Origin of the sequence: Iodobacter fluviatilis, from assembly GCF_004194535.1 — a bacterium.
GTDB classification, from domain to species: Bacteria; Pseudomonadota; Gammaproteobacteria; order Burkholderiales; family Chitinibacteraceae; genus Iodobacter; species Iodobacter fluviatilis_A.
Genome location: NZ_CP025781.1, coordinates 3,062,013 through 3,077,528 on the forward strand (window position 1 = coordinate 3,062,013; position 15,516 = coordinate 3,077,528).

The window sequence follows — 15,516 nt, forward strand, 5'->3', positions numbered from 1 at the left end:
TGAAATGTAAGACATTACTTCTTCTATTGAACTGAACGCGTTGCAGAGCAATAAGTGCAACGAGTTAACCCGTTAAAGTCTGGCGACCATAGCGAGGTGGCCCCACTCCTTCCCATCCCGAACAGGACAGTGAAACACCTTAGCGCCGATGATAGTGCAGATTACCTGTGTGAAAGTAGGTCATTGCCAGACACCCTAAGCCGTAAACAAAACCCCCGTACTCGAAAGAGGCGGGGGTTTTGTTTTGGGCAGAAGAAATGGAACAGAGTTTTTCTTTGTGTTTATTTACTTCAGTACTTAGGCGTACTTCATTAGAGCAGGTGCTTACGTCCGCCTAGTTGCTTACGTCCGAGCCGATGTTTTAACTTAGCTGCTGCAGCCTGCTAAATGGATAAAAATACTTGCCCTGCAGTGTGGTCGGTAAATAGGTGATGTCCCAGCTATACCGTTGATTCGGTGCGAAGGCGATAAGGCCTTCGTTTACTGCGCACTTGAGCTCGGCGTTCGGCTGATGCCTGAGCTGATTCGCCTCGCGCAGCACCCGATAAAACGTTGATTATGAAGCGATATAGCATTGCCCCAGCTTCAACCGCCTCTTGAAGCAAATCAAGGCAAAGCTGGCGTTCGGGCAGCACCGTTATTCCCCCGCCCTCCAGATAAGCATTGACGCACACAAAAATCAGCACGCCACTGCGTTAAATGATGAGGGAACAAGACCTGCCAAAGGCGATGCCTTGGTCGTTTGATTAAATTTTTTTAAGCAAATAGGATGTAAAAAAAACGCCCCAATTGGGGCGTTTTTTTTAGGGGGAAAGCGGTGATTACAGACCTAGCTTACCGTGTAGTTCTTCTGCTTTGCTGCATGAACCGGCCAGAATAATCCCGATCAGTGCGAATACATACACAATCACGGAAGAGTTCAGTGCCCAGTGCAGGCCGTAGTTCGAGAAGATATACGCTGATACAGAAGCAAAAATCAGTGTACCAACCGAACCGCAGGTCAGAATGGTTGAGATCAGGCTTGGTGGCGATACTTTAACTTGCAAGCTGCCGTAGCTGATCAGACCAGAGTAAATGCCTGAGTTAAAGAAGCCAAAACACACTAGCGCTACGCCAATTACCGTTGCCTGTGGCACGTTAGCGATCGTTGCAATGCTAGCTGTGCCCACGATGGCCGAAGCAATCAGGAAGGTGCGTAGTTGTACATAACGCACGGTGTAATGATTTAGCCATAGGCCAATAGCCTTAGAGCCCCAGTATAGCGTGACGTATAGTGCGGCAGTATCAACGGGCAGCTTAACTGCATCTTGCAGGTAAGTAGGCAGCCACATGGTGAAGACCAGCTCGGCATAAATAAACGCAAAGGCAGCGAAACACACGTAGTAAATGGCTTTGCCCCAAGGCTCTTTAATAGCCGTGCCATCTTCCGATTTTACTTCACGCTCTACGGTTGGGAATTTCGCCTTAGCGATCAACACAATCAATAGCAGAGAAATAGCAGACATCAGGAAGTACATCACCAACCAGCTGGCGTTGTGCTTAAACAGATAACCCAGAATCACTGGCAATACCACACCGGCAAAGCTGAAAAAGAAGTCGGTAAAAATCAGGCTAGATGAGCGGTCTTTAGGATCCGGATTAATCCGCACCACTAAGTAACTACCCACGGCCATGGTGATACCGGCTGCAGCACCAATCATCAGTACCGTAAAACCAAACAGCGTGATCGATGGCACAACGGTAAGTACCACGGTCAGTGCGATGGTCACGGCAGAAGCAATGGCCAATAGTGATTTGATGCTGTATTTCTGCATCAGCACACCACCCACCAGAATCGGCACAAACAAGCCAAAGTTCAGCAGGGTAAACATTTGGCCGATAAAGCCAGGGTCTTTATTGAATGCCGCAGAGACGGGGCCAAGTACCAAGCCCAGTGTGGTGATTAAAGCGCCAGTAAAGAAATAGCACACGTATGCGATCAGATTTAATCTGCGCTTGGAATCTTTTTGAACGTCCATGATTACAGGGCCACCACAATGTTTTTAACCCACTTAGAAAACTTCTCGGATACGCTATTGGCCACATCCACCACGGCTGCGTGGTTGTGATGGGTTTTAGCTAGGCCGGTCGCCATATTGGTGATGCAGGAAATACCCAGCACTTCCATACCAAAGTAATTAGCCATAATCACTTCGTATACGGTAGACATCCCCACTGAATCTGCGCCGTAGGATTGAACCATTTTAATTTCAGCGCGGGTTTCGTAAGTGGGGCCGGTCATCTTCACATAGGTGCCTTTCTTAGGCGCAACGCCAGATTCAGTCGCGAGTGATTCAGCTAGTGCGATCAGGCGTGGCGAGTAAGGCGCAGTTTGGTCTAAGAAACGCGGGCCGCATGCATCGTCGTTTTTGCCGATCAGCGGGTGGTTACCAGTCAGGTTGATATGATCGTCAATGATCATAATGTCGCCTGCGGTAAAGCTAGGATTGCAGCCACCTGCCGCATTGCTGACGATCAACTGCTTGATGCCCAGCTCTTTAAACACAGCAATCGGGAAAGTCACTTCTTGTGGGGTATAGCCTTCGTAATAATGAAAGCGCCCTTCCATAATCAATACGTTTTTACCATCTGCCACTTCAGCAATCGTCAGCTTGCCCTTATGGCCCGCTACGGAGGATTGTGGGAAGTGTGGAATATCGCCGTAAGAAATACTTTCTAATACTTTGACGATTTTAGTGAAGTCGCCCAGGCCAGAGCCCAGAATAACTGCTGTTTCTGGGATGGCATGAGTAAAGGCTTTTTGCAGGTGTGCAGCAGAAAGCTTGGCTTCTTCATGACGAACGTTATTCATGGTTTAGTCCTATTGCTGGGTGTGATTTAAAATATTTTTTTTAATTCTTCAATATTGTATTTGTAATGGATCGCTTTAATACTTGGCTTGTTTTAGATCAAACCTGATTGTATCAGTTTATAAGCGTTATTTTTTTATCTCAATTTGGCTTTTTTAAGCGTCATTAAAAAAAGGGTGCGATTCTCCTCCAAGTAGGGAGATTATACGCATAAGGTGAAGTAATTACTTCGCACTCTGTGTATACAATAAATGATTTAAAATTCAATCTGTTATATCCATTTCATACTTGCGGGATATTTAGGGAGGTGTTGTTTTTTATCAATAGCTTTGAGTGCTGTCTAGATAGAGGAATTGGGCGTTAACTCGGTCATTATGGGTATTTAAATTTATATCTTATTAAATCAATAGCCTATGGTGTTTCTCTTGTTTGATTTCTTACGGCTCTCAAATCTAGAATAAACCATAATATGGTTGAGTATTTTGTATAAATTGGTTTTGGGCTTCATTTAACCCTTAAAAAACCAAGGGTTAAATGATCTAGCCTAAATTAAATACTGATTTTAGTGGCGCTCCTGCCATACGTATGGCCCTGCGTACCATTGATTTAAACTTACAATGCCATTACCGCTGCCCAGCCAAACACCATCACAGGCAAGTTAAAGTGTAAGAAGGTGGGCACTACGGTATCCCACATATGATCGTGTTGCCCATCGATATTTAAGCCTGCGGTTGGCCCCAGTGTGGAGTCTGCAGCAGGGGAGCCGGCATCGCCCAGCGCACCCGCTGTACCAATAAGGCAGACGATGGCTTCAGCGCTTAGCCCCAGCTTGATCGCCAGCGGTACATAAATGGTGGCCAAAATAGGCACGGTAGAAAACGAAGAGCCAATGCCCAGCGTAACAATCAGCCCTACGAGTAGCATTAAAAACACTGCGAGCGGCTTATTGCCACCAATTAAGCTCATAGACTGTTCAACGAGGCTGGTGACGTCGCCAGTGGCTTTGAGTACTTCGGCAAAACCAGAGGCGGCAATCATAATCAGGCCAATCCCGGCCATCATTTTCATGCCTTCAGCAAAAATGCTATCGGCCTTTTTAAGTGGCACAGCACCGCCCAGTACGCAAATCATAAACCCTGCCAATGCCCCAAACAGCATGGAATCAGCATAAAGCTGGGTAATAAAAGTGCCCACCATGGCCAAGCCTGCCACTGATAGGCTGCGGCGGTTGTAAAGAATGTCTTCGCGCTCAATCGCGGCAATCGCATCAATATTGTATTGGCGCGGTTTGCGGTAGCTAATAAACACCGCAATCATTAAGCCAACCACCATGCCCAGTGCAGGCAGGGCCATTGCGTGCATCACATCGACGTGGCTGGCGTCTAGGCCTGATTTAGCAATGCTGCCGAGTAGAATTTGTTGCAGGAAAATCTCGCCAAAGCCCACAGGAAACACCATATAGGGCGTCACCAGACCAAAAGTCAGAATACAAGCTAATAAACGACGATCTACTTTTAGCTTGGCTAGGGTGTAGAGTAGTGGCGGAACGACGAGCGGGATAAAGGCGATATGAATCGGCAAAATATTCTGTGAGGCAATCGCAAGTCCCAGTAGTGCTAGAATAATTCCCCATTTGATTTTGCTGCCGGTGCTGCTTTGCTTTGCTAGCTTAGCTAAACCATCGGCCATGGCGTGCGGCAAGCCAGATTCGGCAAGCGCCAGTGCAAAAGCGCCCAATAAGGCATAAGACAAGGCAATCCCTGCGCCACCACCCAAGCCCGCATTAAAAGCTGCCAAGGTCTGCGAAATACTTAGCCCTCCAAATAATCCACCAGCCATGGCGCTGACTAAAATGCTGATCACCACATTTACGCGGCTGAGTGAGAGTGCCAGCATCAGTGTGACGGCGATTAAGACGGCATTCATAAGCAGATTCGGCAGGAAAAAACCGGACTTTAACCCGCGGTAGGAAATATTGCTTTAGGAATTAGGGAACTTTTGCCAAAACGGTTTTATTCCCTATTCATCAATTTCCGCTGTAAGGGTGGCTGCTGTGGGTGCTAAGATCACGCGCCGCTGATTACAGCGCCTATGTAACGGGCTGTTTGGCATATGGTTTTTAAAGTCTAGCAAAGGAATATGTAATGATTGGAGAAGATACAGGTCAGGCCCACGGATTAAAGCGTAATTTACGCGCTCGCCATCTCTCCATGATCGCCATTGGCGGATCGATTGGTACTGGGCTGTTTGTGGCTTCTGGTGCGACAGTTGCGCAAGCGGGGCCGGGCGGTGCCTTACTTGCTTACGCAGTAATCGGTCTGATGGTTTATTTTTTAATGACCAGTCTGGCTGAAATGGCTGCGTATATGCCGGTCTCCGGATCTTTTTCGACCTACGGTGCCAAATTTGTGGAGCCAGGCTTTGGCTTCGCACTGGGGTGGAACTACTGGTACAACTGGGCGGTTACTATTGCGGTTGAGCTGGCCGCGGCCAGTATGGTGATGAAGTTCTGGTTTCCCGATAGCCCTAGCATGCTATGGAGCGCTTTATTTCTAGGGATTATGTTTTCGCTGAACTATATCTCGGTGAAAGGCTTTGGTGAGGCAGAGTACTGGTTTTCCTTAGTCAAAGTAGTGACGGTGATTGTATTTATCGGCACTGGCCTGTTTATGGTGTTTGGCATCATGAAAGGCACGCATTCGGTGGGCTTAGAAAACTTTACCTTAGGTGATGCGCCCTTTGTTGGAGGATTCCCCGCCATGCTCGGGGTGGCCATGATTGCTGGGTTTTCTTTTCAAGGGACTGAGCTGATCGGCATTGCTGCTGGCGAATCGGCTAATCCAGCAAAAGATATTCCCCTAGCGATTAAGCAAGTGTTCTGGCGTATTTTATTATTTTATGTATTTGCCATTCTAATCATTGGCTTGTTGATCCCCTATACCGATCCTAATCTATTAAAAGGCGATGTGAGTGATATTGGGGTTAGCCCATTTACGCTGGTGTTTAAAAACGCAGGGATTGCCTTTGCCGCTAGCTTGATGAATACGGTGATTTTAACCGCAATTATATCGGCGGGTAATTCGGGCATGTATGCTTCTACCCGCATGCTTTACTCCCTTGCTACTGAAGGTAAAGCGCCAAAGGTCTTCGCTAAGTTATCCAATAATGGCGTGCCAAGAAATGCACTTTATGCCACTACGGTCGTGGGGATGTTGTGCTTCTTTGCCTCTATTTTTGGCGATAAAACAGTTTATCTGTGGCTATTAAATACCTCAGGAATGACGGGCTTTATTGCTTGGCTAGGTATTGCTATTTGCCATTATCGTTTCCGTAAAGGTTATATCGCTCAGGGTCGTGATTTAAGTACATTGCCTTATCGCTCGCGCTTTTATCCCGTTGGGCCTTTGTTTGCGTTTGCGCTCTGCATGGTGATTATGCTGGGACAAAACTACCAAGCCTTTATGGCAGGGAACATTGATTGGGCTAGCGTTGCCGCTACCTATATTGGTATTCCGCTGTTTTTAATTATTTGGTTTGGTTATAAGTATAAAAATAAGAGCAAGTTTGTTTCTTTAGCCACAATGGATCTAGATAGCCAGCGAAATTAATCGCGGTGTAAAACAAAAAACTCCGGCTTAGGCCGGAATTTTTTATTGCATCCTTGCATTAAATGAAATAATTCTAGTTAAATGCGGGGTGAACATTTGTTGCGCAAGCGGCATAATGAGTAAAATTGCAGGCCTACTTGGCAAAGTGGCGCGGTGCTCAATTTATTTAGCGGTATCGCTTATTTAATTTTCAGGTACTTAGGCGAGATGCTGGTTGATTCGCTTGAATTATGTAACTCACTATTTGGAAAAACTTTGAAAATCGCTCACCGGCTCACCGTATTGGTGGCAACAACAACCGTTTCAATTTTGCTATTGATTACCGTCGGATATTTAAAGCTCAGCGCAATTAATACGCTGGTCGACGAAGTAGTCGTCAATGTGATGCCATCTTTAGAAATCTTAAATAATGCTGAGCTCACCTTTATGAGCGCTCGTCGCTTGGAGCTCAGTTATATTATTGAAGCGGATCCGGCTCAAAAGCAGGCGCAAATTGATAAAATGCAGGGCTTATTGGCAGACGTTGATCGTTTGCTGCAAAGTTATGAAAAATACGTTGATGATGATATTGATCGTAAAAACTTAGCTACTGCCGTCGCAGAATTTACCGCTTTAAAACCATTGATGGCTGAAGGGGCACGTTTTGCATTGTCCCGCCCTGCGGAAGAAACGCGTGCGTTTGTTTCTAATTCAATTACCCCTCAGGCAGAAAAATTTTTTACCGCGCTTAGTATCGCTAAAGAATACAATAGTCAGTATTCCAAAGAAGCAGGGCAGGAGGTTAAATCGCATATTGCCAAGGCTATTACTAGCTCTTTAGTTGTGGGGGGCGTACTGCTGATCTTGGCTTTTGCAATTGGCTATTGGATTACGCAAGGCATCAAAAAGCCACTTATGGACTTGCGCCAATTCTTAGTTAATTTAGGCACGAATTACGATTTCACTCAACGCATGAAAGTAAGCAGCAATGATGAAATTGGGGAGTCGTTGCACGCTTTGAATGGCTTACTTGATACCCTGCAAGCTAGCTTGCAACAGCTACATAGAATTGGCCGCGATGTGACGGCGACCGCCAGCGAATTATCTTCTGCCAGCCATGAGTTATCGAGCACTTCACACCATGTAAGTGGGGCTGCATCGAGTATGGCGGCGGGGGTAGAAGAGGTGACGGTGAGTATTAGTTTGGTTGCAGATCGAAGTAGTGAATGCGATCGTACGGCGCGAGAGGCAGGCTTGATGGCCGCAAGCGGTGGTGATGTGATTGAAAGCACCATTCAAAGTATCCAGCAAATTGCCGCAGATGTCCGCGTTTCAGCGGGGCAAGTTGAATCACTGAAGGAGCGCACTGCAAGCATTAATACCGTTGTGAAGGTGATCAAAGACATTGCTGATCAAACTAACTTGCTTGCACTTAATGCCGCAATTGAGGCTGCGCGCGCGGGTGATCTTGGCCGTGGTTTTGCTGTTGTTGCCGATGAAGTGCGTAAGCTTGCTGAGCGAACCAGTCAATCTACTCAAGAAATCGTTGCTACCGTTTCTGCCATTCAAGATGAAGCCAATTCAACGGTGCTAAGTATGCAGCAAACCGTAAAACAAGTTGATTTGGGCGTGTTGCAAGCTCAAGAAGCCAGCTCAGCTATATTGAACATTCGCCAGAATGCCGATCTAGTTGTGGTACAGGTTAGTGAAATTAGCGATTCAATGCGTGAGCAAAGCGCGGCAAGTAGCATGATGGCTCAGCAGGTAGAGCGCGTGGCGCAAATGTCTGAGGAAAGCAGCTCTGTTGCACAAAACACAGCCTCTGAAGGCCTACGCTTGCGGCAGCTAAGTAGCGAGCTGGATGCGGCTATAGCAACTTATCAGGTTTAATTTGGCCCATGTTTAGCCCTGTACCTTTGAAATAAGCGACGCCCATTAAAAATGCCCCTATTTAAATTGGGGCATTTTTTTGTATTTAATCTGATTGTTCCTGATTATGCCTCAGGTGTGGTGAGATATTCAGAAAAATGAAATGCAATGACACCTAAAAAACACAGAATAGCCAAGCATAAAGAAAAAATGCCGCTGGCCATGCCGTAGTCTTGTTTTATTTCGCGATCTTTATTCAGTAAGTAGCCGAGTATAAGTTTTCGCACATTTTGTAGGATGGGTTAAGCGCTGCGATACCCATCAAAAAAGATGCAGATGTGGCGTGCATGTTGGGTTACGCGATAAAACAGCTAGCCGCTATGAAGTTTAATATGTATTGTCAATTTCATATTTAAAATGGATTGATTTTATATTTTTCCAATAAATTGAGGGGATTAATTGGTGCAGGGTATTTTGGGTTTTTATTTGTAGATTTATGGCGTTTTTTTCATTAAATAGCTATATTTTGAGCCTATAGGCACTGCAGTGCAGGGCAAGCTGGGGTGACGTTTACGCGTGGACACCCCCACTTTTTTACATGCTCTAAAACCCTAATGCAAAAAGCCCCGATGACTTAACATGCTGCAGCGCGCAAAATACGCGCCTAGAATTTATCTTTTTGGAATCTCTCATGGCCAGAAACGCGCTTTACGCCCAATCGGGTGGTGTAACCCCTGTGATTAACGCTTCGGCAGCGGCCGTGATTGCGGCAGCTCGCGCACATCCTGAACAGATTGGCCGTATGTATGCCGCTAAAAATGGCGTACTGGGTGTACTGGCTGAAGAGCTGGTCGATACCGCCTGCATGAGCGAGGCAGATCTTGCCGCACTGGCCGCATCGCCTGGTGGCGCTTTTGGCTCTTGCCGCCATAAGCTGCGCTTTGGCAAAGAGCTAACCCGCTTATTTGAAGTCTTTGCCGCGCACGATATTGGCTATCTGTTTTATAACGGTGGCGGCGATTCGGCCGATACCTGCTTAAAGATTGCTGCCCACGCTGAATACCTTGGCTACGATCTCACCGCGATTCACGTACCTAAAACCATTGATAATGATTTGCCGCATTCAGATTGCTCGCCCGGCTTTGGCTCGGTGGCAAAATATGTGGGTACATCGATCCGTGAAGCGGGCATGGATGTGGCATCCATGTGCGGCTCAAGCACTAAAGTCTTTATTATGGAAGTCATGGGCCGCCACACCGGCTGGATTGCGGCCAGTGCTGGCTTAGCGTCTGGCGAAGGAAACTTGCCACCACACTTGATTTTGCTGCCGGAAGTCACCTTTAACGCAGCTACTTTCCTTGCTGCCGTTGAAGAAACCATTGCCCGCGAAGGCTATTGCGTGATCGTGGCTGCGGAAGGCATTAAAAACGCCGAAGGCAAGTTTGTTGCCGAAGCCGGTGGTACTGATGCTTTTGGTCATGCCCAGCTAGGCGGTGTTGCGCCTTACTTGGCACAGCTGATCAAAACAGCGCAGGGCCACAAATGCCACTGGGCAGTGGCCGATTATCTGCAACGTGCGGCTCGCCATATGGCGTCGCAAACCGATGTGGATCAAGCGATGGCAGCGGGCACTGCTGCGGTTAAGTTTGCACTGGCCGGTGAGCGCGGCGTGATGCCAACTATTGTTCGCACTAGCGATGCGCCTTATGCTTGGACGATTGGATCGGTAAAACTAGAAGAAGTGGCAAATCATGAAAAGCATCTACCAGCAGAATATATCCGCGCGGATGGATTTCATATTACCCCCGCAGCGCACACTTATTTTGCACCGCTGATTATGGGTGAGGCGATTCCACCCTATGTGGATGGCTTGCCTGCTTACCCAGTGTGGAATTTTTCCGTGGTGGAGGCCAAGCTAGAGGTGTTTAATACGGCGGCGTAAACTTTCTCTATTCTTGATTCATAATAAGAGGGAAGGGCACTGTTTAAGTGTACGCTTCCCTTTTTTGCGTGGACAAGATGACCTTATTTCGCTTGGTACTGGAGTACCTGTCTTACATCCTGACTACGGTCACGGCGCTGTTACCTATTATTAACCCACTTTCCACCGCGGCCATTTTGCCTGGGATATCGGCACATTTATCTGATGCAGAGCGAAAGCAGCAGGTCAAACTGGCTTGCTACTATATGGCAGGAATCTTAATCACCTTCTTGATGGCGGGGGGCTTGATTATGGATTTTTTTAATATTTCTATTCCAGGCTTACGCATTGCAGGTGGAATGGTGGTGATTTATTTGGGTTTTAGAATGCTGTTTCCTGATGCCTCACCGCCCATTGATGATAAGCCTGAGTTAGGCGCCAGACGTGAAATCGCGTTTACCCCGCTCGCCATGCCTTCGATGGCGGGGCCAGGCTCGATTGCGGTGGTGATTTCAATGTCTTCTACCCTGCATTCGCAACGGCATATTCCTGTTTGGGCGGGCTATTGTCTTTTGATTCTTGGGATTGCTGCCACAGCATTTATCTGCTGGCTCACCTTACGCGCCTCCAGCCGTTTGTTTGCGGTGCTTGGAGATGAAGGCATTAGTGCTATTTCAAGAATTATGGGGTTTATGCTGATTTGTATCGGGGTGCAATTTTTTATTAATGGCGTGGGTGAATTGCTACACGACGCAAGCTTTATGCCGCGTTAAGCGTTTTATGCTTTATCTTGCTATCTGGCTTACTCAATCCGTAGTGGTGAGGTTTTATGAGAATGCTTTTAGATCTAGATATTTTCTTGCGCTTGCTTGTGGCCGTGTTTTTGGGGGGAATGATTGGTATAAATCGCTTTATGCATAAAAAGCCAGCCGGCGTGCGCACCCATGCTTTGGTTTCCTTGGGCGCTGCGTTGATGATTGCTTTAAATGGCGTGATTAGCCATGACGATGCCCAAGCCTTTAGCCGTGTGGCCCAGGGCCTCATTACCGGCATTGGGTTTTTAGGGGCGGGCTTGATTGTGCATCGCTCCGATAATGTTGTGGAGGGGCTGACCTCTGCCGCATCCATCTGGCTTACGGCGGCGATAGGTTTGGCCTGCGGTGCTGGCTATTTGGATATCGCCCTATTTGTTGTGGTATTAGCGTTGCTGGTGATTAATCTGGGTGGCCCCTTAGAGCGCTGGGCCGAAAGACGGATGCAACACTGGCGCGATGATAGATCGCCGCATTAAAGCCAGCTTTCAAGGGCTGCTTTTACCCGCTCTGCCAAATCACTTTCTTGGCAATTAATCTCAAACAAATCATCCATTCCCCGCATCCAAGTTAGCTGGCGTTTAGCCAATTGGCGGGTGGCGGCGATGCCTTTTTCACGCATGGTTGGATAATCCACTAAGTGATCTTGATATTCCCAAGCCTGCCGATAGCCCACACAGCGCATCGACGGCAGCTCCAGCGATAAAGCATATTTAGCGCGCAAGCGGCTGACTTCATCGAGTAAACCCAGCTCCAGCATTTGATCAAAACGTAATGCAATACGGTCGTGCAGCCATTTTCTGTCTTGTGGCAGCAGGGCGATCTTCAGCAGGCGATAAGGTAGCGCGCCGCTGGCGGGCTCGGCCAGTAAATCAGACATTTTTCGACCAGTAAGCTGGCAGACTTCCAAAGCACGCTCGATGCGCTGGGCATCGGTGGGTTTTAGGCGCTCGGCGGTGATCGGGTCGATGGCGGCCAGCTTGGCGTGCATGGCAGGCCAGCCTATGAGCGCGGCTTCTTCGTGGATTTGTGCCCGCAGCGCCACATCAGCTTGCGGTAATTCATGAATACCGTGTTGCAAGGTGTTGTAATACAGCATGGTGCCACCCACCAGCACCGGCACCTTGCCACGCGCTGTAATATCGGCCATTAAAGCCAGCGCATCACGCCTAAATTGCGCAGCAGAATAAGCCTCTTCCGGTGAAATAATATCAATCAAATGATGCGGGGCACGGGCCAGCTCATCCGCACTTGGCTTGGCGCTGCCGATATCCATATCTTTAAATACCAGCGCCGAATCAACCGAAATCAACTCCACCGGCAAGCCGCTTTCCAGTAAATAAATCGCACTGGCAGTCTTGCCGCTAGCGGTAGGGCCCATTAAAAAAATGGCGGGAGAGCGATGCGGCATGGTGGAAATCTCAAGCTAAAAAATATGGAAAATTGATTATGGTGTGAAACGAGTAGAGGGCTACTTATAGCACCTCTACTTTTTGCCGCGCGCCCGTATTTTGATTGACGGCAATAAAAAACCCGCTAAAGCGAGGCTTTATGCGGGTTTTTAGTCTTTTAGTGTTTTGGCGGTGGGTTGCCAATGGAACCCAACTCCGCAGCGATTCTACAGGCCGCTGCCAAGATCGACAAGCCGGCTTCGGGCCACGCCTGAAATGGCGGCCCCAAGCCTTAATCAAACATCATGACCTTATTGCTATGATCTTGCTTGCAATGGCTGATATGCCCCGCCATTTCGCTAAGGGAGTGCGCCTGTACTGGGTTGATATCAAGGCCCATTTCGCCCATTTCAAAAGCCAGCGCTAGTTCTTGCAGGGCGGGTACATATTGCAGATTGGCGGCTTTTTTGTAGTGTTTAATGGCCAACTGGTCGTCTTGCCCTAGGTAATCACCGTAGCGATACCAATTGCCTAGGGTGTAGATCGCGGCAGCGTCGTTATTTTTGGCTGCGGCTTCTACCATTGCAATTCCCTTGGCCTTATCTTTGCTGCCGCCTTCGCCTTTAAGCGTCAGCATGCCTAGGCGGTAAATGCCTAAATTGCCTGCGGTGCTAAATAATAATCTGGCTTTTTGCTTGTCTTCATTCACGCCATCGCCTTTTAAATAGGCCATGCCTAGCAGATAGCGTGCTTTTTGGTCCCCAGCTTCGGCCGATTTTTCTAGCCAATGCGGGGCCATGTTTTTGTCGTCTGTGCGTTCTGCAATGAGGCGTGCAGCCAGCGGATGGCCTAGCGTTGCCAGCTCTAGCAGGCGTGCATTGCCGTCTTTGGCATCAAGGCGTAATTGATGCACTGCTTCGTTGGGCATGGCTAAGGCACGGGCTTGCTGGCGGTGTTGATACTGCTTGATGGCAATGCCGCCTGTGGCAAAAAGCGTGATGGCGACGAGGGCAAGCATCGGTTTGGATAGGGCTTTCATAAAAACTCCAAATCCCCAAGGCTTGCGCCCTGAGGATTTTTAGACAAAACATCAACAAATGCTTACTTGCTTAGATCAATGCTAAATACCGATGCACTCTTGTCCGCCTTGGTGGAGTCGAGGGCGATATTGCTGATTTTCTCTTGAGCTGCCACGCTGAGTGCGCTCGTATCTGCTGAAGATTCAAACAGCACCTTGCCCGCTATTTTGACCTTAGCAAAGCGCCAGTTTGCTACTGGGCCTTGTTTGGCCAGTGTTAGCGTTTTTTGCTCTTTTACATATTTAACGATGATGTCGCGATTGGCATCGCCACCGCTATCTATCACAATTTGGCTACCATCTAGGCCCGCAAAACCGCCACCACCGCTAGCACGGTAGTTATTGGTGACGACGATAAAGTCAGCTTTCAGATCGATTGCTTTGCCATTGAGGCTTAGATTAACAATACGGCTGCCCTTCTCTTTGGTTACATCGATTTCATAAGTAATGCCGTCGATTTGATCAAAGTTATACGATGGAAATTTATCGTTAATCAGGTTTTGATCTGCTACTTTGCTTGGATCAATTTGATTGAATTGCTCTGCCGATTTTTCTAACCAAAGTTTGACTGTAGCGCCGTTAATTTTTACGGCTTGCAGTGTATTTGGATAAAGATAAAGGTCAGCAATATTTTTGATCGCCACATCGCCAGCCGCAATATCGGTAAAGCCCGAGCCACGGAAATTAACCTTAAACGGCGCGGCTGCAGAAAGAATCGGCAGCGAGGCATATTGCGGTAAATTGGCTTTGACAAACTTAGTTGCATAATCAGTTTGAGCCAAGTTAATCAGGCGCATCGCCGCAGTAGGTGCAACTTGCGTGAAGAAAGAGCTGATGCGGTATTCGCTCTTGCCAACCCCCGCATTGACATACTTGATTGTGCCTTGGTGCTCTTTTTCTACCAGCTTAGCAATCTCGGCTTTTGCTGGTACGACGGTGGCTACGCCAGCAGCATCCTTCGTGCTCACTGATTTCAACTCGCCTTTTGAATCGTTGGTTTTCCAGACTTTGCCATCAAATTCAAGATTCAACTTCAGCACGCCCAGTGTGTTGCCCCAGAAACCAGACATCACGGTGGGCACGCCATTGACTAAGCCTTTTACATTGTCAACATTCTTGATGCCAGCGTAGTTTTTGCCATCAGGGAAAAAGCTGTGCGAGTGCCCAGAAACAATGGCGGTAATGCCAGGCACGTCTTTGGCGAGGTAGTACACCGCGTTTTCCATGTTTGAGCTGTAATCGGCAGTAGAAATACCGCTGTGCGCCAGTGCGACTACGATATCAGCGCCCTTGGCTTTCATTTCTGGAACGTATTTTTTTGCTGCGTCCACAATACCTAATACGCTGACTTTACCTTCCAGATTGCGTTTGTCCCAATCCATAATGCCGGGAGGGGTAAAGCCGATGATGCCGACTTTCAGTTGGACATCTTTACCATCTGCGCTTTTAAAAGTGCGATCCAGAATAACGTAAGGGGCAAACAGAGGCTTGCTATCGCCAGCGTTGTTTACGTTGGAAGTGACCAGCGGGAAATCTGGGCCTTTACAGTTTTGCCCCGCTTCAGGGCCGGCTTTCATGGAGTTGCCCGCAATTTGGCCAAGGTATTTCAGGCCATAGTTAAATTCATGGTTCCCAATATTGCCCGCGTCATATTTCATCGCGCTCATTACTTTATGAATAGCCAGCTGGCTATCACACTTCACTGGCTCGATTTGCGCCTGAAAATCAGAAAGCGAGGTGCCTTGGATGGTATCGCCATCATCAACCAGCAGGTTGTTTGGGTTTTCTTTACGTGCGGTGTCGATCAGGGTGGCGGTGCGTTCAAAACCAAGCGTCGTGTCATCCGTGGTTTTGTAGTAATCGTAGCTCAGCACATTGGCGTGTAGGTCGGTGGTTTGCAGTACGGCTAAATCAAGTTTCGTGCCTGCTGCAGGAGTATCGTCGCTGTTATTACATGCAGCTAAAACCAGCGTGCTGCTGATCAGACTTGCTAATAGTGAAACGCGCAT

Annotated in this window: 11 protein-coding genes and 1 rRNA gene; 6 read left to right on the forward strand and 6 right to left on the reverse strand. The window is 47.9% G+C overall.

What is annotated here, in order from left to right; genetic code table 11:
* Positions 1–78 precede the first annotated feature (78 nt).
* Positions 79–192: ribosomal RNA gene (rrf, locus tag C1H71_RS13600) — 5S ribosomal RNA — on the forward strand.
* Between the two features lie 629 nt (positions 193–821).
* Here rrf and tsgA read toward each other — a convergent pair.
* The 3 genes from tsgA to C1H71_RS13615 all read right to left on the reverse strand — a co-directional run bounded on the left by tsgA (position 822) and on the right by C1H71_RS13615 (position 4,775).
* Entirely contained in the window at positions 822–2,018 is a 1,197-nt protein-coding gene (gene tsgA, locus C1H71_RS13605) for an MFS transporter TsgA (protein WP_130107031.1), read from the reverse strand.
* A gap of 2 nt (positions 2,019–2,020) precedes the next feature.
* Positions 2,021–2,851 (reverse strand): purine-nucleoside phosphorylase, encoded by an 831-nt coding sequence (locus C1H71_RS13610; protein WP_130107032.1) that lies wholly within the window; start codon positions 2,849–2,851, stop codon positions 2,021–2,023.
* 610 nt (positions 2,852–3,461) lie between these two features.
* Positions 3,462–4,775 (reverse strand): Na+/H+ antiporter family protein, encoded by a 1,314-nt coding sequence (locus C1H71_RS13615; protein ID WP_130107033.1) that lies wholly within the window; start codon positions 4,773–4,775, stop codon positions 3,462–3,464.
* 218 nt (positions 4,776–4,993) lie between these two features.
* Between C1H71_RS13615 and C1H71_RS13620 the strand changes: the two genes are divergently transcribed.
* The 5 genes from C1H71_RS13620 (at position 4,994) to C1H71_RS13640 (ending at position 11,517) form a co-directional block, all read left to right on the forward strand.
* Positions 4,994–6,457 (forward strand): amino acid permease, encoded by a 1,464-nt coding sequence (locus tag C1H71_RS13620; RefSeq protein ID WP_130107034.1) that lies wholly within the window; start codon positions 4,994–4,996, stop codon positions 6,455–6,457.
* A 255-nt stretch (positions 6,458–6,712) separates the two neighbouring features.
* Positions 6,713–8,326 carry a methyl-accepting chemotaxis protein gene (locus C1H71_RS13625; protein WP_188053282.1) on the forward strand — a complete coding sequence of 538 codons (1,614 nt, stop codon included), beginning with the start codon at positions 6,713–6,715 and terminating at the stop codon, positions 8,324–8,326.
* A 670-nt stretch (positions 8,327–8,996) separates the two neighbouring features.
* A complete protein-coding gene (locus C1H71_RS13630; RefSeq protein ID WP_130107036.1) occupies positions 8,997–10,247 on the forward strand; it encodes a 6-phosphofructokinase in 1,251 nt (416 codons plus the stop codon).
* Between the two features lie 77 nt (positions 10,248–10,324).
* On the forward strand, positions 10,325–10,999 hold the full coding sequence (locus tag C1H71_RS13635; RefSeq protein ID WP_130107037.1) for a MarC family NAAT transporter: 675 nt from the start codon (positions 10,325–10,327) through the stop codon (positions 10,997–10,999).
* 56 nt (positions 11,000–11,055) lie between these two features.
* Positions 11,056–11,517, forward strand: coding sequence for an MgtC/SapB family protein (locus tag C1H71_RS13640; protein WP_223145869.1), 462 nt, complete (start codon positions 11,056–11,058; stop codon positions 11,515–11,517).
* On the opposite strand, the gene miaA is transcribed toward C1H71_RS13640, so the two are convergent.
* The 3 genes from miaA to C1H71_RS13655 all read right to left on the reverse strand — a co-directional run bounded on the left by miaA (position 11,514) and on the right by C1H71_RS13655 (position 15,516).
* Positions 11,514–12,449 carry a tRNA (adenosine(37)-N6)-dimethylallyltransferase MiaA gene (gene miaA / locus C1H71_RS13645; protein ID WP_130107038.1) on the reverse strand — a complete coding sequence of 312 codons (936 nt, stop codon included), beginning with the start codon at positions 12,447–12,449 and terminating at the stop codon, positions 11,514–11,516. The two genes, C1H71_RS13640 and miaA, sit on opposite strands and share 4 nt — an antisense overlap.
* 272 nt (positions 12,450–12,721) lie before the next feature.
* Positions 12,722–13,468 (reverse strand): tetratricopeptide repeat protein, encoded by a 747-nt coding sequence (locus C1H71_RS13650; RefSeq protein ID WP_130107039.1) that lies wholly within the window; start codon positions 13,466–13,468, stop codon positions 12,722–12,724.
* A 62-nt stretch (positions 13,469–13,530) separates the two neighbouring features.
* On the reverse strand, positions 13,531–15,516 hold the full coding sequence (locus C1H71_RS13655) for a bifunctional 2',3'-cyclic-nucleotide 2'-phosphodiesterase/3'-nucleotidase (RefSeq protein ID WP_130107040.1): 1,986 nt from the start codon (positions 15,514–15,516) through the stop codon (positions 13,531–13,533).

Bases quoted from the DNA above. Each gene is read 5' to 3' on its own strand.
- C1H71_RS13655 (WP_130107040.1), bottom strand. From the start codon at position 15,516: ATGCGCGTTTCACTATTAGCAAGTCTGATCAGCAGCACGCTGGTTTTA.
- C1H71_RS13640 (WP_223145869.1), top strand. From the start codon at position 11,056: ATGAGAATGCTTTTAGATCTAGATATTTTCTTGCGCTTGCTTGTGGCC.
- miaA (WP_130107038.1), bottom strand. From the start codon at position 12,449: ATGCCGCATCGCTCTCCCGCCATTTTTTTAATGGGCCCTACCGCTAGC.
- C1H71_RS13630 (WP_130107036.1), top strand. From the start codon at position 8,997: ATGGCCAGAAACGCGCTTTACGCCCAATCGGGTGGTGTAACCCCTGTG.
- C1H71_RS13610 (WP_130107032.1), bottom strand. From the start codon at position 2,851: ATGAATAACGTTCGTCATGAAGAAGCCAAGCTTTCTGCTGCACACCTG.
- C1H71_RS13650 (WP_130107039.1), bottom strand. From the start codon at position 13,468: ATGAAAGCCCTATCCAAACCGATGCTTGCCCTCGTCGCCATCACGCTT.
- C1H71_RS13620 (WP_130107034.1), top strand. From the start codon at position 4,994: ATGATTGGAGAAGATACAGGTCAGGCCCACGGATTAAAGCGTAATTTA.
- tsgA (WP_130107031.1), bottom strand. From the start codon at position 2,018: ATGGACGTTCAAAAAGATTCCAAGCGCAGATTAAATCTGATCGCATAC.
- C1H71_RS13615 (WP_130107033.1), bottom strand. From the start codon at position 4,775: ATGAATGCCGTCTTAATCGCCGTCACACTGATGCTGGCACTCTCACTC.
- C1H71_RS13635 (WP_130107037.1), top strand. From the start codon at position 10,325: ATGACCTTATTTCGCTTGGTACTGGAGTACCTGTCTTACATCCTGACT.